Raw genomic sequence first — 19,777 nt, 5'->3', positions numbered from 1 at the left:
CCAGCCTTCGCTGGGACGACGATTATCTCAGCCCTTCACCCGCGCTTGAAGATCTGGCCCGAATCGAACAGCGTGATGCGCCATTCGCCGTCTTCGTCGCGGCGGCATTCCATCTTCACGTCGGCGACGGCGAGGGGGTCGCAGTACTTGTCGAAGGGACCGTCGCCCAAGGCCGCGAAGAACACCAGCAAGTAGCCGACCTTGGCGTGGTCGGCGTCGTCGAAGGTGACGCGCAGGGAAGTGATGATGTGGCGCATGGTCATCAGGCCCGCCCCGGCGCGCATCGCCTCGGCGCGGCCCTTGTAGAACGCCTCGACCGCTTCCAGCCCTTCGCGCCACTGGCCGCCGACGTTGTAGCGCACGTCGTCCGCCAGGCAGTCGGTCGCGCGCATCGACAGGCCGTTGTGAAGGTCGAGTTCGTCGCCCCATTCGTAGACCACCTGCTTTACCGCAAGGACGTCCGCTGCCTGCTGGAGGGTGAATTTCGCCACGTTGGATGCCTCTTCCCTTTGGTTATCGGCGAGGAAACTAGGCCAGCGGGCGCGCGCGCGCCAAGCCTTGATGGCGGCGGGCACGCATTACCGCCCCGACGAAGTACCTCTGGCAATTCTCGGGGGTAATCCCATCTTGCTGCGGGGCGTTGGCCCGAGGCAGAAATTCAGCCTGCGACCCCTTGTGTTGCATAAGTGCAACACTATATCGACGGGATCAGGAGGCAGTTTCAGTCATGAATCTCGAAAAGTTCACCGACCGCGCCAAGGGGTTCCTGCAGGCCGCGCAGACCGTCGCGATCCGCTTGAACCACCAGCGCATCGCGCCCGAGCACGTGCTCAAGGCGCTGCTCGACGATCCCGAAGGCATGGCCGCCGGGCTCATCAAGCGGGCGGGCGGCAACCCCGTTTTCGCCACCCAGGAACTCGACAAGGCGCTGGCCAAGGTGCCGGTCGTCTCGGGCAGCGGGGCGGCGGGAGCGCCGGGCCTCGACAACGATGCCGTGCGCGTGCTCGACGCGGCGGAGCAGGCGGCGACCAGGTCGGGCGACAGCTTCGTCACCGTCGAGCGGCTGTTGCTGGGCCTCGCGCTCGCCACGACCACGCCCGCCGGACAGGCGCTCAAGGCCGCCAACGTCACGGCGCAGTCGCTGGAGGCCGCCATCACCGAACTGCGCGGCGGCCGCACCGCCGACAGCGCGGGCGCGGAGAATGCCTACGACGCGATGAAGAAGTACGCCCGCGACCTCACCGAGGCGGCGCGCGCCGGCAAGCTCGACCCGGTCATCGGCCGCGACGAGGAAATCCGCCGCACGATCCAGATCCTCGCCCGGCGCACCAAGAACAACCCCGTGCTCATCGGCGATCCCGGCGTCGGCAAGACCGCCATCGCCGAAGGCCTCGCGCTGCGCATCGCCAATGGCGACGTGCCCGACAGCCTCAAGGACCGCAGCCTGATGTCGCTGGACATGGGCTCGCTGATCGCGGGCGCCAAGTACCGCGGCGAGTTCGAGGAGCGCCTGAAGGCCGTGCTCGACGAAGTGAAGGGCGCGGACGGCCAGATCATCCTGTTCATCGACGAGATGCACACGCTGATCGGCGCGGGCGCGTCGGAAGGCTCGATGGACGCGGGCAACCTGCTCAAGCCTGCGCTGGCGCGGGGCGAACTGCACTGCATCGGCGCGACCACGCTCGACGAATACCAGAAGTACGTCGAGAAGGACGCGGCGTTGCAGCGGCGTTTCCAGCCCGTCTTCGTGGGCGAACCGACGGTCGAGGACACCATCTCGATCCTGCGCGGTCTCAAGGAGAAGTACGAACTGCACCACGGCGTGCGCATCACCGACGGCGCTATCGTGGCGGCGGCGACGCTGTCCAACCGCTACATCACCAACCGCTTCCTGCCTGACAAGGCGATCGACCTCATGGACGAGGCCGCCAGCCGCATCCGCATGGAAGTGGAGTCCAAGCCCGAGGAGATCGAGAAGCTCGACCGCCGCATCATCCAGCTCAAGATCGAGGAAATGGCGCTCGGCAAGGAGACCGACCAAGCCTCGCGCGACCGGCTGGAGACGCTGCGCGGGGAACTCGGCAACCTCGAGCAGCAGTCGAGCGAGCTGACAACCCGTTGGCAGAACGAGCGCGACAAGATCGCCGCCGAGGGCAAGCTGAAGGAACAGCTCGACGCCGCGCGCATCGAGCTGGAACAGGCGCAGCGTTCGGGTGATCTCGCCAAGGCGGGCGAGCTGTCCTACGGGCGCATCCCGGCGCTGGAGAAGCAGCTGGTCGAGGCGCAGGCCTCCGCCGGCAACGCCCTCCTGCGCGAGGAAGTGACCGAGGACGATATCGCCGGCGTCGTCAGTCGCTGGACCGGCGTGCCGGTCGACAAGATGCTGGCGGGCGAGCGCGAGAAGCTCCTCAGGATGGAGGAGGCGATCGGCGCGCGCGTGATCGGCCAGAAGGACGCGGTGATCGCCGTGTCCAAGGCGGTGCGGCGGGCGCGGGCGGGTCTGCAGGACCCGAACCGGCCGCTCGGCTCGTTCCTATTCCTCGGCCCCACCGGCGTCGGCAAGACCGAGCTGACCAAGGCGCTCGCCGGCTTCCTGTTCGACGACGACACCGCGATGGTGCGCATCGACATGTCCGAGTTCATGGAAAAGCACGCGGTGTCGCGCCTGATCGGCGCGCCTCCGGGCTACGTGGGCTACGACGAGGGCGGCGTCCTGACCGAAGCCGTGCGGCGCCGGCCCTACCAGGTCGTGCTGTTCGACGAGGTCGAGAAGGCGCACCCCGACGTGTTCAACGTGCTGCTGCAGGTGCTCGACGACGGGCGGCTGACCGACGGGCAGGGCCGGCTTGTGGACTTCACCAACACGCTCATCATCCTGACCTCGAACCTGGGCAGCCAGTACCTGAGCCAGCTGGACGAAGGGCAGGACGTGGACGTGGTCGAGCCGCAGGTGATGGAAGTGGTGCGCGGGCATTTCCGGCCCGAGTTCCTCAACCGCCTCGACGAGATCGTGCTGTTCCACCGGCTCGGCCAGGCGGACATGGCGCCGATCGTCGACATCCAGGTGGCGCGGGTCCAGAAGCTGCTCAAGGACCGCAAGATCGTGCTCGACCTCACCGACGCCGCGCGGCGCTGGCTCGGCCGGGTGGGTTACGACCCGGTATACGGTGCACGGCCCTTGAAGCGCGCGGTCCAGCGCTACCTGCAGGACCCGCTCGCCGAGAAGCTGCTGGCGGGCGAAGTGCCCGATGGTTCGAACGTCCACATCGAGGACGGCGACGGCGCGCTGGTCATGACGGTGAGCTGAGGCTCTCGGGTCCGTTAAACTGAGAGGCCGGCGGGGCGACCCGCCGGCCTTTTTCGTTGCCCACCGCGGGGGCACAAAAAAAGGGCGGCCTCCAAAGAGACCGCCCCGATTTTGTCGTGATCGATGTGAAGCTTAGAAGCCCACCTTCACGCCGGCCTTGAAGTAACGGCCGAGGATGCCTTCGCCGCCCTGGATCGGGTTGTAGGCGTGTGCACCGTAAGTGATGGTGTCGATCGGAGGCAGGTTGTCGAACAGGTTCTGCACGGTCGCGTAGAACGTGAACTTGTCGTTCATCTTCACCTGAGCGTTCAGGTCGAAGGTGATGTAGCTGTCGACCTTGCAAGGGATGGAGCCGTCGTTGAGGCCGCAATCCTTGTAGCCCGTGCCCTGGTCCATCGCCGAGGTGTCGTACCCGTCGAAGTAGTTGAGCGTACCGGCGAGGACGAACTTGTCGTTGAACGACACGGCCGTCGACCAGGTGCCCTTCCACTTCGGCGTGCCGCTGCCGGCGGTCAGGTTGAAGTTACCCAGCGTACCGTCGTAACGCTCGACGGTGCCGTCGGGGAACACGGTCTCGAGCTTGTTGATGAAGCTCGCTTCCGCGTAGGTGTTGAACGAGATCGTGTCTGTGATCGGGTAGTTGGCTTCGACGCTGAAGTCCAAACCATCGGTCTTGAGCGTGTTGGCGTTGATGAAGCCCGACTGGACGAAGGCGATACGCGGGGTGGCGTCTTCGTTGTTCACGTCCGCAGCGTCAGCAATGACCTGGTAGCCTGCGGGGATCGCCTGGCCCGAGTAGTAGGCCAGAATGGCCGGGGCGTTGTTGGCGGTCGTGATGACGTTGGTCTTCTTGATGTTGTAGTATTCAACAGCAAGCTTGATGCCGGGCAGCGGGCGAACTTCGAAGCCGGCCGTGAAGCTGCGCGACTTTTCGGGCTTCAGGTTCGGGTTCGACACCGAGGTCGCACCGTAGCTCGCACCGGTGATGTAGGTCGGGCACGAGGTGAACGTCGCGCTGGAGCAGCCGTACTGCGCCAGGTACGAGTCGGGGTAGGTACCGGCGTTGGCCGTCACGTAGCCGGTGGTCGGGAAGGTGGCGTTCGCTTCGCCGAAGCTCGGGATGCGGAAGCCGCGCGAGTACGAACCACGCACGATGATCCGGTCGTCCGAGAGGGGCCTGAGGATCACACCGGCCTTGGGCGAGAAGTTGTCGATGCCGTTCGGATAGCGGTCATAGCGACCCGAAAGGTTGACCGTCAGCTGATCGACGACCGGCGCGTTCACTTCGGCGTAGGCCGAGTAGACCGAGCGGCTGCCCTTGATGGCGAAGCCGTTCAGGCGGAAGTAACGCTCGGTACCGCCGTTGAAGTCCGAGTTGATGCTCGGCGAATCCACGGCTTCGTAGCGGTACGAAATGCCGACTGCGACCTGCAGCGGGCCACCGGGAAGGTCCATCAGCGAACCGTTGACGTTGGCGTCGACCTGGACGAGGTCGGACGTCGACGTCGCGCGAGCCTCGGGAGCGAGGTAGTCCAGCGTGGCCTGGCTGTTCGCGTAGGGGTTGATGAAGTTGTAGCTGCCGTCGGCGATCACGTCGAGTAGGTGCTGGATGTAGACGTAGCCGTTGTACTTGCGCTGCAGGTCCATGTGCATCGCGGTGGCCTTGACGTCGTAGTTCCAGTTGTCGCTGATCTTACCGGAGATGCCCATGGCGCCGCGATAGGCGCGGGTGCGGCTCTGGTTGTCCTCGAACAGGTTGGGGATACGGCCGGCGATCGCGGCGGTGTAGCCCTGTGCTGCGTAGGGGTTGTTCGGGTTCAGCGCGCCGTTGGCCGCGGTGCAGGCCACGGTCGTGCCGCGCGGGCAGACGTAGACCGGCAGCTGCAGGATCGTGTTGTTGCCGTAGTAGGCGACGTTGGCCGAGGTGCTGTAGCGCGGGTAGTAGAACGGCGCCGGCGCGTTGCCGCGGATGGTCGCCGGGATGTACGTGTCATGCGAGGACGACTGCACGAAGTTGAACGCCGCGTAGGCTTCCGTGTCGTCGTTGACCTTGGCGGTGACGCGCGCCGAGAAACCGAAGCGCTCGATGTCGGGCGAGATCACGCCGTACTTGTTGGTGAGATCTTCCTGGCAGACCGGGCCCGAAGCGGGAGCCGAAGCGTTGGCGGGAAGTGCCAGTTCTTCGGGAGTCGGGGTGTAGGTCGGCAGGCCCTGGCAACCGTTCAGGTACTGGTAGCGCGACGAAACGCCGGTGATGGCGCCGCCGGTGAGGGGGTTGCGCGGGCGAACCATGAACGGGGTGGTGACGCTGAAGCCGTTGGTGAAGCCATCTTCGCCCAGGCCGTTGAGCACGCCGTTGCTGCCGCAGACGCCGTCGTTGCAGACGCCGCGATAGTCGTCCGAGTTGAACGGGTAGGGACGCTGGCGGTTATACAGAGCGTCCTGGCTGTAGTAGAAGCCGCTGACGTAGGCATTGATGCCGTTTTCCTCGAGATCACCGAAGCCGGCGGTCAGCGAGAGGCGGTGCTGGGCAGCATCGCCGCGCGACGAGATGCCCGATTCAGCGCGGCCCGCGACGCCCTTGAATTCCTTCTTGGTGATCACGTTGACCACGCCGGCGATCGCGTCGGCGCCGTAGGTTGCCGAGGCACCGTCGCGCAGCACATCGACGGTCTGCACGATGTCGTCGGGGATGGTGTTGAGGTCGACGAAGTTGCGCGTGCCGTCATCGGCCAGCGGGTAGTACGCGGCGCGCATGCCGTCGAACAGGACCAGCGTCGAGTTGGTGGTCAGGCCGCGAAGCGAGACCGCCGAAGCACCGGCAGCGAAAGCACCGTTGGCGGAGAAGGAGTTGGTCAGGGCCGGGCCGTTGTTGGCCGACAGGCGCTGGATGCCTTCCTGGGTCGTGCTGATGCCGCGCTGGTCGAGGTTTTCTACCGTGACGGTGGTCACGGGCGAGATCAGCACAGGCGACTTGAGCAGCGAGCCGGTGACGATGATGACGTTGTCGTCGGCAGCAGCTTCGTCTGCGGCCTGGGGGGCGGTGTCCTGCGCGTGTGCCGTGCCGCAGAGCAGTGCGAAAGCCGTAAGGCTCGTCGCGCCCCGGAGGGCGGCCTTCTGGATCGATGTTTTCACTTTTGTGTCCCTTGTTGCTTCGTTCGCCTTCCGGGAGCGTGACCAGACCGGAAGAAGACCCGTTGCCGGCTTTCGGGTGTTTTCGCACCTCGACGCCATGGGACAGGGTTGTTGCTCTATGGGAACACGCTTTCAATCCCATTTGCCGCATCGCGCAAATTGCGTTCGCGATTGTGGTAATGTCGCAACAGAGTGGTACGACGAAGCGTTGCGTATCCACTTGGGCATATGGATTCCAGGGTCTTAATGTAAACAAGAGACCTGTTGCTTTCCCGCATTCTCCACAAGGAATCTTGCGCCGAGCATCGCTGGGGTGAAATCCTGTTGCGCAACTGCAATGCAATGGTGTCAAGCGGATTGACCCGCGCCCCCCGTCCACTTAACCGTTTGATTAAATCACGCGGTCGAAACGCTTGTCCGGGCACCCCGGAACGGCATAGGGCGCTCACCGAAAGGAACTTGGCATGAAGCTTGATGGCAACACCGCCGCCGTCGTCACTGGCGCGGCGTCGGGTCTGGGCGCGGCCACCGCGCGCGCTCTGGCCGCGAAGGGCGTGAAGGTCGCGATCTTCGACCTCAACGCCGAGGCGGGCGAAGCGCTGGCAGCGGAGATCGGCGGCGTGTTCTGCGCGGTCAACGTCACCGACGAGGAAAGCGTCGTTGCCGGCTTCGCCAGGGCCCGCGAGGCGCACGGGCAGGAGCGAGTGCTCGTCAACTGCGCCGGCATCGCGCCCGCCGCCAAGACCGTCGGCAAGAACCGCGAGACCGGGGAACCGCGCGCGCACGACATGGCGCTGTTCGAGAAGGCGATCGCCATCAACCTCGTCGGCACCTTCCGCTGCATCAGCAAGTCCGCCGCCGGCATGTCCACGCTCGAGCCGCTGGACGATTCCGGTTCGCGCGGCGCGATAGTCAACACCGCCTCGGTCGCGGCGCAGGACGGGCAGATCGGCCAGGCCGCCTATGCCGCGTCCAAGGGCGGCGTGCTGGCGATGACGCTGCCCGTCGCGCGCGACCTCATGAGCGAGGGCATCCGCGTCAACACCATCCTGCCCGGGATTTTCGAGACGCCGATGATGGCGGGCATGCCCCAAGGCGTGCAGGATGCGCTCGCCGCGATGGTGCCGTTCCCCAAGCGCCTCGGCAAGGCGGAGGAATATGCGGAACTCGCGCTGTTCCTGCTCGGCCACGACTACATGAACGGCGAAAGCGTCCGCCTCGACGGCGCCATTCGCCTGGGTCCGAAGTAAGGCTGCAATGAAGGAACGCCCCGTCACCTCGCAAGCAGACGTCGCCGCGCCCCCCGGGGCGCGCGCGATGCTGCTCGACACCGCGAGCGCGATCATGCGCGAGGGCGACGTGGTGGACATCTCGCTGTCCGAGCTGTCCTTGCGATCCGGGCTGAACTCGGCGCTGGTTAAGTACTACTTCGGCAACAAGGCCGGGCTGCTGAAAGCGCTGCTCGACCGGGATTGGCAGGCGATCGTCAAAAGCGTCGACGCGCTCGTCGCCAAGGACGGGTGGGAGCCCGAGGCCAAGCTGCGCCGCCACCTGTGGAAGGTCGTCGACACCTTCTACGAGGTGCCTTACCTCAACCGCCTGACCATGCGCATGGTGCGCGAGAGCGACGACGCCGAGGCCCGCCGCATCGCCGACTGCTACCTCTCGCCGATCTACCGCGCCTATGAACTGCTGATCGGCGACGGCATCAAGGCCGGCGTCTTCCGCGAGATCGATCCGCAGCTGTTCTACTTCACCGTTACGGGCGCGGTGGACCGGTTCTTCTCGGCGCGGCTGGTGCTCAAGCACTGCTTCGACCAGGACACCCTGACCGAGGAACTGCGCGACCGTTACCGCGAGCACACCATCGACATCATCATGGCCGGCATCCTCGCACGCTGAGGACACCGATGGCCCGCAGGAAACGCTACCTCACCGCCACGATGCCCGACGGCTACGTGAAGACGATCGGCCCCACCGCCGATCCCTTCACGCATTACTGGCGCGTCGTCGCGGTGCAGGAGAACAGTAAGACCGAGGTGTTCTGGGGCCACGCCCGCTCGCTGGCCGAAGCGAAGAAGAAGCGCGCGCCGCTTGCCGACGCCGCCCGAATACGCGGCTGGAAGAGTTTTGCGTTCGAGATCGCCGAACTGGTGGAAACCCCGGCCTGACTCGGCGCGGTTCGAGGGCCGGCGCGCCCACCGGGCAGCGCAGGGCATAGGCGCCATCTATGCGCCGCATATGACTTTTGCCGCTGGTTCGGCCATCCCTCCTTTGGAATGCGGGGCGCGTGGCAGTCACCAGCGCCTTTCGCAATAATCTGCCAGTTCGCGGAGACAAAATTTGAAACTTGGGATCGCAGGCGCGGCACTATCATTTCTGGTCCTGACATCGGCGGCATGTCCCGCATTCGCGGACGTGCCCGCGAAAAGCGGTGCACCGCAGGCGGCACCCAAGTCCGCGGGCAAGGGGGATTCAGGGGCAAGGCCGTCGTTCCTGCCGGACAATTTCACCGTCCCGGTATTGGCGGAAGCGGTGGGCTTCAAGCTCGTTCCGCTGGGTCCATCCTTGGCCCAGAAGGATTTCGATGCCTACATGTCATCGATCGAGCACTTGCAGACGACCTTTTCACGCAGCCCCAACTGGCCGCACAAAGGTATCTCGAGTGCCGATGCCATGAAGGACATGGAAAACGAACAGGCCAGGTTCAAGAACCGGAAGTCGTTCGCCTATGCCGTCCTCACGCCGGACGGTAGCCGCGAGCGCGGCTGCGTTTACGTCTCTCCAAGTACCGTCGAAGGCTACGATGCCGTGGTCAGAATGTGGGTGACCAAGGCCGATTACGACGCCGGCTTCGATGCCGAGCTGTATAAGTGGGTAACCGGCTGGATCCAGACAGATTGGCCGTTCAAGAAGGTCGCTTATCCTGGACGCAGCATAGACTGGGCCACGTGGGATCCCATGGTGGCCGCGAACAAGGCCGGAGCCGCGCCTAAGCGCCAGAACCCCTGAAGTGCGAACCGCCGGGCGGGCGACGCGGGTCGAAGCCTGCGCCGCCCGGGCAGGACTCAGAACAGTTCCTCGTCGAGAGCCATGACCGCCTCGGGCCCGGCGGCGATGCGGGCGGCATGAAGCCCGGCGCGCGGCAGCATGTAGGCGGCAAAGTAGCGGGCCAGGGCGTCATGGGCCTTGGGCGTGCGCGTATCCCCCAGTGCCGGGGCGGCGGCCAGGATGCGCAGCCACATCCACCCCAACGAGACGAGCGCGAAAAGGGCGAGATACTCGGTGGCCGCCGCGCCGAGCCGGTCCGTGTCGCCGGCGGCATCGGCGATCGTGGTGCTCGCATCCGCCAGCAGGCTGAGGGCATCGCGCAGTTCTTCGACCAGCGGGTGATCGGCTGCGCCGTCGATGTCGGCGGCGATGAGCGCGAGGTAGCGGCGCAGCGGTTCGCCGCCCTCCAGCGTGACCTTGCGGCTGACGAGGTCCATGGCCTGCACGCCGTTGGTGCCCTCGTAGATCTGGGTGATCCGGGCGTCACGGACGTACTGCTCCATCCCGGCTTCGTGGATGTAGCCGTGCCCGCCGAAGACCTGCTGGGCGAGCACCGTGGTCTCGAACCCGAAGTCGGTGAAGGCGGCCTTGATGACCGGGGTGAGCAGGGCGATGTCGGCATCGGCCGCGGCGGCGATCTGGCGGTCCGGATGGCGGTCGGCGACGTCCATGCGGATCGCGGTCCAGGCGGCGAGCGCACGCGCTGGCTCGATGAAGGCGCGGCCGGCGAGCAGCATCTTGCGCACGTCCGCATGGGCGATGATCGGCACCGGGCCGGAACCGTCGGCCGCCTTGCCCTGCAGCCGCTCGCGGGCATAGGCGACCGCCGCCTGCGTCGCCGCTTCGGCAAGGCCGAGGCCCTGGATGCCGACGAACAGGCGCTCGGCATTCATCATCGTGAACATCGCATTGAGCCCGCGCCCGGCCTCGCCGACCAGCCAGCCGGTGGCACCGTCGTAGTTCATCACGCAGGTCGGCTGGGCGTGGATGCCCATCTTGTGCTCCAGCGCGCCCACCGTCATCGCGTTGCGTGTCCCGAGCGAGCCGTCCGCCTCTGGGATGAATTTCGGCACGAGGAACAGGCTGATCCCTTTAACCCCGGCGGGCGCATCGGGCAGGCGGGCAAGGACGAGGTGGACGACGTTGTTGCCGAAGTCCTGGTCGCCGGAGGAGATGAAGATCTTGGTGCCGATGACCGAATAGCTGCCATCCTCGCGAGGGTCGGCGCGGGTGCTCAGCAGGCCGAGGTCGGTGCCCGCCGACGCCTCGGTCAGCGCCATGGCGCCGCACCACTCGCCGGTGGTCAGCTTGCCGAGGTAGGTAGCTTTCAGCTCGTCCGACCCGTGCGCCGCCAGCGCTTCCGCCGCGCCTCGTGTCAGGCCGGGGAACAGCCCGAACGATACATTGGCCGCCGACACCATCTCGTCGAGCATGATCTGTACCGTGCGCGGCAAGCCTTGTCCGCCGAACGCGGGGTCGCCCGCCAAGCTGGCCCAGCCGGAATCGACATAGTCGGCATAAGCCTGCGCGAAGCCCGGCGCGGTCACCACCTCGCCGTCGACCAGCCGGGCACCTGCCGCGTCGCCCGGCAGGTTGAGCGGGGCCAGCCGCTCGGCGCACATCCGGCCGGCCTGGGTCAGCACTTCGGCAGCGAAGTCGATGGTGACATCCTCCAGCCCCGGTAGCGCCGCCATCTGCGCGTCGAAATCGAGCACATGCTCGAGCAGGAACCGCATGGTGGGGACGGGGGGCAGGTACGGGGCGGGCATGATCGTCTCCGGCTGGGGGCGGCCGCGTCTTCGATCAAACGTCCCCTACAATCAAGGGGCTGGCGGCAGGGCTCAGCTGGAAAATTCGCGCACCCGCCGCGGCCTGATCTGCACGGTTTCGCCTAGTTTGGGCGCTGGCTGCGAGGCGTCGACGTCGAATTCCACCACCTTGTCGTGGCCTTCGATCCTGCCCTCCACGCGCCACGACCCGCCGCGCCGGAACACGTTGTCGACCAGCACGGGAGTGCCGCCTTCGCCGACCAGCTCGATATCGTGCGGCCGGGCGTGGACGCCGCCGGGGAGCTGGTTGGTCTCCCCCACGAAGTTGGAGACGAAGGGGCTGGCGGGCTCCATGTAGACCTGCTCCGGGGTCCCGACCTGTTCGATCCGGCCATGGTCCATGACCACCACGCGGTCCGCGAGTTCGAGGGCCTCCTCCTGGTCATGGGTGACGAAGATCGAAGTCAGGCCCATGCTCTCGTGAAGGTCCCGCAGCCAGCGGCGCAGGTCCTTGCGAACCTTGGCGTCGAGCGCGCCGAAGGGCTCGTCGAGCAGCAGCAGGCGCGGCTCGATGGCAAGCGCGCGGGCGAGGGCCACGCGCTGGCGCTGGCCGCCGGAGAGCTGGCCGGGGTAGCGCTTGCCGAGGCCCTCCAACTGGACGAGGCGCAGCAGTTCCTCGGCGCGGGCGCGGATGTCGGCCTTGGCGGGGCGGCCCTTGCGGCGCACGGAGAGGCCGAAGGCGACGTTTTCGGCCACGGTCATGTGCTTGAACAGCGCGTATTGCTGGAACACGAACCCGACCTGGCGCTCGCCCACCGAGCGGCTGGACACATCTTCGCCGTCGAACAGGACTTCGCCGCCGTCCTGGAATTCGAGGCCGGCGATGATGCGCAGCAAGGTCGTCTTGCCCGACCCTGACGGGCCGAGCAGTGCAACGAATTCACCCGGCTTGATCTCGAGGTCGATGCCGTGGAGCGCGGCGAAATCGCCGAAGGTCTTGGTGACGTTCTGGACCCGGATCAATGCGAGGCACTCCCGTGAAGGTTGAATCGCCACTCCAGCACGGTCTTGGCGACGAGCGTCACCAGCGCGAGGCCTGCGAGCAGCGAGGCGACCGCGAAGGCGCCGACGAAATCGTATTCGTTGTAGAGGATTTCGACGTGGAGCGGCATCGTGTTGGTCTCGCCCCGGATGTGCCCGGAGACGACCGAGACGGCGCCGAACTCGCCCATGGCGCGCGCATTGCAGAGCAGCACGCCGTAGAGCAGGCCCCAGCGGATGTTGGGCAGGGTAACGTGGCGGAAGGTCTGCCAGCCGCTGGCCCCGAGCGAAATAGCGGCCTCTTCCTCGTCCTTGCCCTGTTCCATCATCAGCGGGATCAGTTCGCGCGCGACGAAGGGGAAGGTGATGAAGACGGTGGCGAGGACGATGCCGGGGACAGCGAAGATGATCTTGAGGTCATGCTCCGCCAGCCACGGTCCGAACCAGCCGTTGGCGCCGAACAGCAGCACGAACATCAGGCCCGACACTACCGGCGAGACCGAGAAGGGCAGGTCGATCAGCGAGATCAATATGCTCTTGCCGGGGAACTGGAACTTGGTGATCGCCCAGCTCGCCACCACGCCGAAGACGAGGTTGAGCGGCACGCTGATCGCGGCGATCAGCAGCGTCAGCTTGATGGCGGACAAGGCGTCGGGCGCGGAAACGGCGTCGAGGAACGGGCCGATCCCTGCCTTCAGTGCCTCGCCGAACACGGCGATGAGCGGGAGCAGCAGGAAGAAGGCGAGGAACACCAGCGCGATCCCAATCAACATGACCTGCAGCGCGCGGCTCTCGGTGGTGGAGCGCCTCATACGCCGTACCTCCGGCGGCCGGCGGCCTGCACCACGTTGAGCGCGAGGAGGATCGCGAAGGACACCAGCATCATGATCGTGGCGATCGCGGTGGCGCCGTCATAGGCGTATTGCTCCAGCTGGGTAACGATCAGCAGCGGCGCGATCTCGGTACGGCCGGGCATGTTGCCCGAAATGAAGATCACCGACCCGTACTCGCCCACACCGCGCGCGAAGGCGAGCGCGAAGCCGGTGAGGAGGGCGGGGAAGATCGCGGGGAAAATGACGCGCCGGAAGGTCTGGAAGCGGCTGGCGCCCAGCGTCGCGGCGGCTTCCTCGACGTCGCGGCCAAGGTCCGCCAGCACCGGCTCGACCGAACGCACCACGAAGGGCAGCCCGATGAAGACGAGCGCGACAGTGATGCCGATCGGCGTGAAGGCGACCTTGATGCCCAGCGGATCGAGGAACTGGCCGACCCATCCGCTCGGCGAATAGAGCGTGGTCAGCGCGATGCCCGCGACGGCGGTGGGCAGCGCGAAAGGCAGGTCGACCACGGCGCCGATGAGCCGCTGGCCGGGGAACGTGTATCGCACCAGGACCCAGGCCACGAGCAGGCCGAACACCGCGTTGACCAGCCCGGCGGCGGCGGCGGTGCCGAAGCTCAGGCGATAGGCCGCCATGGCGCGGTCAGACAGGCCGACAGCGACGAACTGGTCCCAGCCCATGCCGGCGGACTTGAGGAAGATCGTCGCCAGCGGGATCAGCACGATCAGCGTCAGCCAGCCGAGGCTGAGCCCGAAAGTCAGGCCGAAGCCCGGCAGCACCGAAGGCTGGCGCCAGCGGCGACGGGGGGCGCGGGGAACTCGGGCGGCGGAAGAAGCGGTCATCTGCAGGGGTCTGCTCGATTCGTCATGAAAGTCCGGTCTGCCTGGGTAAAACACTGCTCATCCGCTCGTGTCGAGCGAAGTCGAGATACGCGAGCACGGGCTCTGGGTGTCTCGACTTTGGTCGACACGAAACGGCGGGTGACCTGGTGGCTGTCCTTCGCCGATCGATACAAAAGATCCCGTCATCCCCGCAGGGGACGAGCCATATCGCAATCGTTCAGCGGCGGCTTTCGGTCACTTCTTCGTGGAGATGCGGTCGAACACGCCCCCGTCGTCGAAGAAGGTCTTCTGCGCGGCGCGCCAGCCACCGAAGTCCTTGTCGATGGTGACCATCGGGATGTCGGGGAAGGTCGACTTGAACTGCGCGGAGATTTTCGGGTCGCTCGGGCGGTAGAAGTTGCGGGCGATCGCGACCTGCGCCTCGGGGGTGTAGAGGTATTCGAGGTAAGCCTTCGACACTTCCTCGGTGTGGTGCTTCGCCGCGTTCTTGGCGACCACGGCGACGGGCGGCTCGGCAAGGATGGAGATCGACGGGGCGACGATCTGGAACTTGCCCGCGCCCAGCTTCTTTTCGGCGAGCAGAGCCTCGTTTTCCCAGGCGATCAGCACGTCACCGATGCCGCGCTCCACGAAGGTCGTGGTCGCGCCGCGCGCGCCGCTGTCGAGCACGGGGACGTGGGTGAAGAGATTGCGGACGTAAGTCTCGGCGGCCTGGTCGGAGCCACCGGCCTTGCGGCCGTAGGCCCAGGCGGCGAGGAAGTTCCAGCGCGCGCCGCCGCTGGTCTTGGGATTAGGGGTGATGACTTCGACACCCGGCTTCACGAGGTCCGCCCAGTCGCGGATGCCCTTGGGATTGCCCTTGCGCACGAGGAACACGATCGTCGAGGTGTAGGGCGAGGAATTGTCGGGCAGCGCGGTCTGCCAGTCGGCCGGGAGCAGCTTCGCCTTGTCGGCGATCGCGTCGATGTCGTAGGCCAGCGCGAGGGTGGCGACATCGGCATCGAGGCCGTCGATGATCGCGCGGCTCTGCTTGCCGGAGCCGCCGTGGCTCATGCGGAAGGTCACGTCCTTGCCGGTCTTCTTCTTCCAGTACGCGGCGAAGGCGGGATTGATCGCCTCGTACAGCTCGCGCGTGGGATCGTAGCTGACGTTCGTGATCTGGACGGCGCCCGACTTGCCCTCTCCGCCACCGGAGCAGCCGGGAAGCGCGATCGCCAGGCCGAGGGCCAGGGCCAGCACTGCGCGGGACTTGTGCATCGTGTCGTCTCCAGATCGTGTCCGCCGGAACAATGCCCGGCGGGGGCTTCGGCTGCCTCGTGCCCTCATCCGCGTTCTGCGGCGACGTGGCAAGGCGTCCGTCCTCGTTCGATCCGACTACTCAGTTCCGTGCGTCAACTCAACTCGATTGATTGACAATGGAGCAACACTATCGTGGCCACACACAAGCGCAGCTTTCAAGGCTCGCGCTTGACGACGCGGCATAGGCCTTCCTGCGCGACGCTGGCGACGAGGTTGCCGGCGCGGTCGTAGATCGAGCCCCGCGCAAACCCGCGTGCATGGCCGGCCCAGGGGCTATCCATCGCGTAGAGCAGCCAGTCGTCGACGGGCGGCGTGGAATGGAACCAGACCGCATGGTCGAGGCTCGCCACCTGAAGCCCCGGCGTGAAGAAGCTGGGCGAGTGGGGCAGCACGGCAGTGGAGACGAGCGCGAAGTCGCTCGCGTAGGCCAGGACCACGCGCTTCAGGGCGTCGTCGGCTTCCATTGGCGCCGCAAGCCGGAACCACAGGAACTGGCGCGGTGTGCCGGCGCTGTCCGACGCGGGCGGTCCGGGGCGGACCTCGAAGGCGGCGAGGCGTTCGAGCATGGCCTGTGGGAATTTCTGCCCGGCGGCGGCGAGCGCGGCGGCGAGTTCGGGGCAATGCTCGGGGCCGGGCACCTGCGGCATCGGCGCGGCGTGGGCGAAGCCTTCCTCGCGGCGGTGGAACGAGGCGGCGAGGTTGAGGATCGGCTTGCCGCCCTGCATGGCGACGACGCGGCGGTTGGCGAAGCTGCCGCCGTCGAAATCGCGCAAGGTCCGGTAGATGATCGGGCGCGTGGTGTCCCCGGCGCGCAGGAAGTAGGCGTGAAGCGAGTGGGCCTGCTGCTGCTCGCCCACGCCGCGTGCGGCAGCGGCCAGCGCCTGTGCGACGACCTGCCCTCCGAACACACGGCCCGGCCCTTCGGCCGAGGCGGCGCCGCGGAACAGGTCGGTGTCGATTTCGTCGACCTCGAGAAGCGACTTCAGTTCGGTCACCGCCTCGCTCACGGCGTGTCCTCCACGGGCGCGACCGGCGAGCCCTGGAGCCACGCGCGGGCCTGCCGTTCGATCGACAGCAGTTCTTCCAGCGTCTGCTCGATCGCGCGCTTCTGCTTGCGCAGGTCGTCGATGCGGGTCGCCACCTTGGTCTGGAGGATGCGGACCTGTTCGTGGTGCTCGGGATCGACGTCGTAGAGGTCGAGGAATTCCTTGATCTCGCGGATCGAGAAGCCCAGCCGCTTGCCGCGCAGGATCAGCTGCATCCGCCCGATCTCGCGCTTCGAGTAGATGCGCATCGTGCCCACCCGCTGCGGCGCGATCAGGCCCTTGTCCTCGTAGAAGCGCAAGGTGCGCATGGTCACGCCAAGCTGCGTCGCCACGTCCTGGATGCCGGTCATCTCGGGGCGGTCCGGGTGCTCGGGCAGGGGGGCGGAGGCCGGGGGAGGGTTCAAGCGGACATGCCGCTCTGGCCGGCGCGGCGGGTGGCTTCCTCGGCGGCGAGGTCCTTCTTGGACAGCTTGCCGACCATGGTCTTGGGCAGCGCGTCGCGGAACTCGATCGAGGAGGGAATCTCGATCTTGTTCAGCCGCTCGCGCAGGAAGGCCAGCAATGTCTGTTCGTCCAAGATATCCCCCGCATGCAGCGCCACGAACGCCTTCGGGGACTGCCCCCGATACTTGTCCGGCACGCCGATCACCGCCGCTTCCGAGACCATCGGATGCTCGTAGAGAGCCTCCTCGATGATCCTGGGATAGACGTTGTAGCCCCCGCACAGGATCACGTCCTTGATCCTGTCGACCAGGAAGAGATAGCCGTCTTCGTCGAGATAGCCAATATCGCCCGTCCGGAGCGCGCCGTAGATGAAAGTCTTCTCGCTTTCCTCCGGGCGGTTCCAGTATCCCGCCATGACCTGGGGGCCTCGCGCGCAGACCTCGCCCTTCTCGCCTGGGGGCAGGGTGCGGGTGGGATCGTTGGGATCGCGGATTTCCAGCTGGGTGCCGGGGAAGGCCGGGCCGCAGGAGTTGTCCTTGACGAGGCCTTCCAGCGGATTGCAGGCGATGATCGGGCTCGCCTCGGACAGGCCGTAGCCTTCCACGACGTTGACGCCGGTCTTCTGCTCGAACTCGCGGCGGACTTCCAGCGGCAGCGGGGCGCCGCCCGAGATACATACGCGCGTCTGGTCGAACTCGCCGTGGAGCTGCTGGCCGTTGAGCGCGGTGTAGAGGGTGGGAACGCCGAAGAACTGCGTGGGCTTGGTGCGCTTGGCGGTGGCCAGGAACGACTTCATGTCGAAGCGCGGCAGCAGGATCATCTCGGCGGCGGTGTCGACCGAGTAGTGCAGCACTGTGGTCAGCGCGAAGACGTGGAACAGCGGCAGGACGCCCAGCGTCCGCTCCTGCTTGTCGGGCATGTGGCCGACGTGGGCGATCATCTGCGCCGAGTTGGCGGCGAGGTTCGCGTGGCTGAGCATGGCGCCCTTGGGCACGCCGGTGGTGCCGCCGGTGTACTGCAGCACGGCAAGGTCGTTCGGCGAGCTTTCTACCGGATCGAGCGGGGCGTCGCGGGCGATCAGGTTCTCGAAGCGGGCGTAGCGCAGGTCATGCGGTTCGTGGGCGATGTCGCCGCGCTTGAACAGCAGGAAGGCGCGGCGCTTGAAGGAGGGCAGCACGTCGGCGAAGGGGCAGACGATGACGCGCTTGAGGCAGCTGCCCTCCTTGTTGCGGACGCCGACCAGCGGCTCCAGCTTGGGCAGGCAGAGCGCGAGGTCGGTGGAGATCATGACCTCGCAGCCGGAATCCTCGACCTGATGGGCCATCTCGCGCTCGGTGTAGAGCGGGTTGAAGTTCACCACGACCGCGCCGATGCGCAGGATCGCGAAATAGCAGATCACGTAATAGGGCGTGTTGGGCAGGCACAGGCCGACGCGCGTGCCCTTGACCACGCCGAGGTCCTGGAGACCGCGAGCAGCGCGCCGCGAGAGCGCGCCGATCTCGGCATAAGTCCACTTGCGGCCCATGAAGTCGACCGCCGGCCAGTTGCCGTGGGCTTCCACGGCATGGTCCAGAAGGTCGGTCAGCAGACGCGGCGCGATCGGCGGCATCTCTTCTGCCGGTTGGGTGTTCAGGGTGGCGGGAGCGACCCCGCCGATCATCGCCGCGTCATTCATCAGAAGGCCATCCTTGCGCCGAGGGAAAGCACGATGGCGGAGGCGTCCTGAAGTTCGCCGTCCACCAGGATCGGGGTCTGCACCGGGGTTCCGGCGTAGGCCGCGGTCGTGCGGTCGATCGTCGCGTCCTTGAACGTGATGTAGGACGCTGCGGCATCGAGCGTGAACTTGGAGTTCATGGCGTAGCTGGTGCCGGCCGAGAAGTTCCAGCGGTTGCTGTCGGGCACGCGCGCGTCACGCTCGCCGTTGCGGGTGGGGGTCATGCCGCGCTGGAAGCCGGTACGAACCGTCCACTGCGGGGTGATGTCGTAGTCGAGGCCCATCGCCCAGGTCCAGCTGTTGCGATAGTTCTCGGGGATCGAGGTGTTGAGCGGGGCGCCGAGGTCGATCGTGTCGAACTCGCTCCAGCCCATGCGCACGACCTGCGCATTGAAGGTCAGCTTGGGGCTGAACTTGGCGCGCACGCTGCCGATGGCCTGCCACGGCGTGCTGAACGTCGCGGTCGTGTCGATCTTGCCGTTCTGCGCGGCGAGCGGACCGGCAAGGCCTTCGATCGTCACGCTGCCGTCGAGCTTGTGCTTGATCGCGGACTTGTAGGCGAAGCCCAGCGTGACCGGACCTTCGTGGATCTGCATGCCGGCCGACCAGCCCACATCCCAGCCGTTGCCCTTGAGGTTCTGGTGGCCGTCCGCGACCAGTGGCGAGAGGTTGGGCAGATAGTTGCCGAGCGAGGCGTCCACGTACTCGACGTTGGCGGCGGCGCCCACGCGCAGCCAGTCGGTCACCGCGACGGCGACGCTGGGCTGGATGTCGTAGGTGCGCAGCTTGGTCTTGTCCGCCGAGTAGCGCGTCCAGCTGTCGGCGTCGTAGTTGGTGGTGAACGAGTAGGGCGCGGTCACCGCGAGGCCGACCGCCACCTTGCCGAAGCCGTAGGCGATGGCGCCCGATGGCAGGATGCCGTTGTCGATCGGGTTCTTCGCAACCGGGTTGCCGCCGACCGACCGGGGGGCCTGCGCCGGACGCACGATCACCGAGCCATTGTCGACCACATCGCCGCGCGGGCGGATGAAGCTGCCGCGGATGGCCGCTTCGCCGCCCTGCATGTCGGCGATCGAGGCCGGGTTCCACCACAGCGAATCGACGCCGGTGTCGGCCGCTTCGCCCGAGAACGCGCGGCCCTGGCCGCGAACCGACTGCTCCTGCAGGTAGAACGCCTGGGCATGCGCCGCTCCGGCGTAAGCGAAGGCGACGGCGCTGGCCGCACCGGCGAGAAGGATGCGGCGTGACTTGGTATTCATCTGGGTACTCTCCCTAAGCGATTGCTTTTCGCGT

16 protein-coding genes are annotated in these 19,777 nt (G+C 66.5%); 5 read left to right on the top strand and 11 right to left on the bottom strand.

Annotation, left to right across the window (positions count from 1 at the left end; genetic code table 11):
- Positions 1-35: 35 nt before the first annotated feature.
- On the bottom strand, positions 36-491 hold the full coding sequence (locus tag PMI02_RS24615; protein ID WP_036505396.1) for a nuclear transport factor 2 family protein: 456 nt from the start codon (positions 489-491) through the stop codon (positions 36-38).
- Between the two features lie 236 nt (positions 492-727).
- Here PMI02_RS24615 and clpB point away from each other — a divergent pair, with 236 nt between their 5' ends.
- Positions 728-3,307, top strand: coding sequence for an ATP-dependent chaperone ClpB (gene clpB / locus PMI02_RS24610; protein ID WP_007688159.1), 2,580 nt, complete (start codon positions 728-730; stop codon positions 3,305-3,307).
- Positions 3,308-3,439: 132 nt separating this feature from the next.
- Here the strand turns inward: clpB and PMI02_RS24605 are convergent, their stop codons facing one another.
- Positions 3,440-6,442, bottom strand: a complete 3,003-nt coding sequence (locus PMI02_RS24605; protein ID WP_007688156.1) for a TonB-dependent siderophore receptor — start codon at positions 6,440-6,442, stop codon at positions 3,440-3,442.
- A 464-nt stretch (positions 6,443-6,906) separates the two neighbouring features.
- On the opposite strand from PMI02_RS24605, the gene PMI02_RS24600 reads away from it, so the two are divergent.
- The 4 genes from PMI02_RS24600 to PMI02_RS24585 all read left to right on the top strand — a co-directional run bounded on the left by PMI02_RS24600 (position 6,907) and on the right by PMI02_RS24585 (position 9,454).
- Complete coding sequence (locus PMI02_RS24600; RefSeq protein WP_007688154.1) at positions 6,907-7,692, top strand: SDR family oxidoreductase; 786 nt, start codon at positions 6,907-6,909, stop codon at positions 7,690-7,692.
- A 7-nt stretch (positions 7,693-7,699) separates the two neighbouring features.
- Positions 7,700-8,344, top strand: coding sequence for a TetR family transcriptional regulator (locus PMI02_RS24595; RefSeq protein ID WP_007688152.1), 645 nt, complete (start codon positions 7,700-7,702; stop codon positions 8,342-8,344).
- Between the two features lie 8 nt (positions 8,345-8,352).
- Positions 8,353-8,613 carry a hypothetical protein gene (locus tag PMI02_RS24590; protein WP_007688150.1) on the top strand — a complete coding sequence of 87 codons (261 nt, stop codon included), beginning with the start codon at positions 8,353-8,355 and terminating at the stop codon, positions 8,611-8,613.
- A 172-nt stretch (positions 8,614-8,785) separates the two neighbouring features.
- The gene (locus PMI02_RS24585; protein ID WP_007688147.1) at positions 8,786-9,454 is read left to right on the top strand and encodes a hypothetical protein; all 669 of its coding nucleotides are present in this window, start codon (positions 8,786-8,788) and stop codon (positions 9,452-9,454) included.
- A 56-nt stretch (positions 9,455-9,510) separates the two neighbouring features.
- On the opposite strand, the gene PMI02_RS24580 is transcribed toward PMI02_RS24585, so the two are convergent.
- The 9 genes from PMI02_RS24580 to PMI02_RS24540 all read right to left on the bottom strand — a co-directional run bounded on the left by PMI02_RS24580 (position 9,511) and on the right by PMI02_RS24540 (position 19,743).
- Positions 9,511-11,262, bottom strand: a complete 1,752-nt coding sequence (locus PMI02_RS24580) for an acyl-CoA dehydrogenase family protein (protein ID WP_007688145.1) — start codon at positions 11,260-11,262, stop codon at positions 9,511-9,513.
- 72 nt (positions 11,263-11,334) lie between these two features.
- Complete coding sequence (locus tag PMI02_RS24575) at positions 11,335-12,285, bottom strand: sulfate/molybdate ABC transporter ATP-binding protein (RefSeq protein ID WP_007688143.1); 951 nt, start codon at positions 12,283-12,285, stop codon at positions 11,335-11,337.
- Positions 12,282-13,115 (bottom strand): sulfate ABC transporter permease subunit CysW, encoded by an 834-nt coding sequence (gene cysW / locus PMI02_RS24570; RefSeq protein ID WP_007688141.1) that lies wholly within the window; start codon positions 13,113-13,115, stop codon positions 12,282-12,284. The genes PMI02_RS24575 and cysW overlap by 4 nt, the downstream gene beginning before the upstream one ends.
- Positions 13,112-13,981 (bottom strand): sulfate ABC transporter permease subunit CysT, encoded by an 870-nt coding sequence (cysT, locus tag PMI02_RS24565; protein ID WP_007688139.1) that lies wholly within the window; start codon positions 13,979-13,981, stop codon positions 13,112-13,114. Before cysT ends, cysW begins: the two co-directional genes overlap by 4 nt.
- 234 nt (positions 13,982-14,215) lie before the next feature.
- Positions 14,216-15,238: a sulfate ABC transporter substrate-binding protein gene (locus PMI02_RS24560; RefSeq protein WP_007688137.1), complete on the bottom strand. Its 1,023-nt coding sequence runs from the start codon at positions 15,236-15,238 to the stop codon at positions 14,216-14,218.
- 197 nt (positions 15,239-15,435) lie between these two features.
- Positions 15,436-16,287: an acyl-CoA thioesterase II gene (locus PMI02_RS24555; RefSeq protein ID WP_007688135.1), complete on the bottom strand. Its 852-nt coding sequence runs from the start codon at positions 16,285-16,287 to the stop codon at positions 15,436-15,438.
- Positions 16,284-16,676, bottom strand: a complete 393-nt coding sequence (locus PMI02_RS24550) for a MerR family DNA-binding transcriptional regulator (protein ID WP_007688133.1) — start codon at positions 16,674-16,676, stop codon at positions 16,284-16,286. Before PMI02_RS24550 ends, PMI02_RS24555 begins: the two co-directional genes overlap by 4 nt.
- A 50-nt stretch (positions 16,677-16,726) precedes the next feature.
- A complete protein-coding gene (locus tag PMI02_RS24545; protein ID WP_007688131.1) occupies positions 16,727-18,445 on the bottom strand; it encodes a long-chain fatty acid--CoA ligase in 1,719 nt (572 codons plus the stop codon).
- The gene (locus PMI02_RS24540; protein ID WP_007688129.1) at positions 18,445-19,743 is read right to left on the bottom strand and encodes an OmpP1/FadL family transporter; all 1,299 of its coding nucleotides are present in this window, start codon (positions 19,741-19,743) and stop codon (positions 18,445-18,447) included. The genes PMI02_RS24545 and PMI02_RS24540 overlap by 1 nt, the downstream gene beginning before the upstream one ends.
- Between the last annotated feature and the right edge of the window lie 34 nt (positions 19,744-19,777).

It is taken from the genome of Novosphingobium sp. AP12 (assembly GCF_000281975.1).
Classification (GTDB): Bacteria; Pseudomonadota; Alphaproteobacteria; order Sphingomonadales; family Sphingomonadaceae; genus Novosphingobium.
Note: the sequence above shows the minus strand (reverse complement) of the source record. Positions and strands in the feature narration are given on the sequence as shown.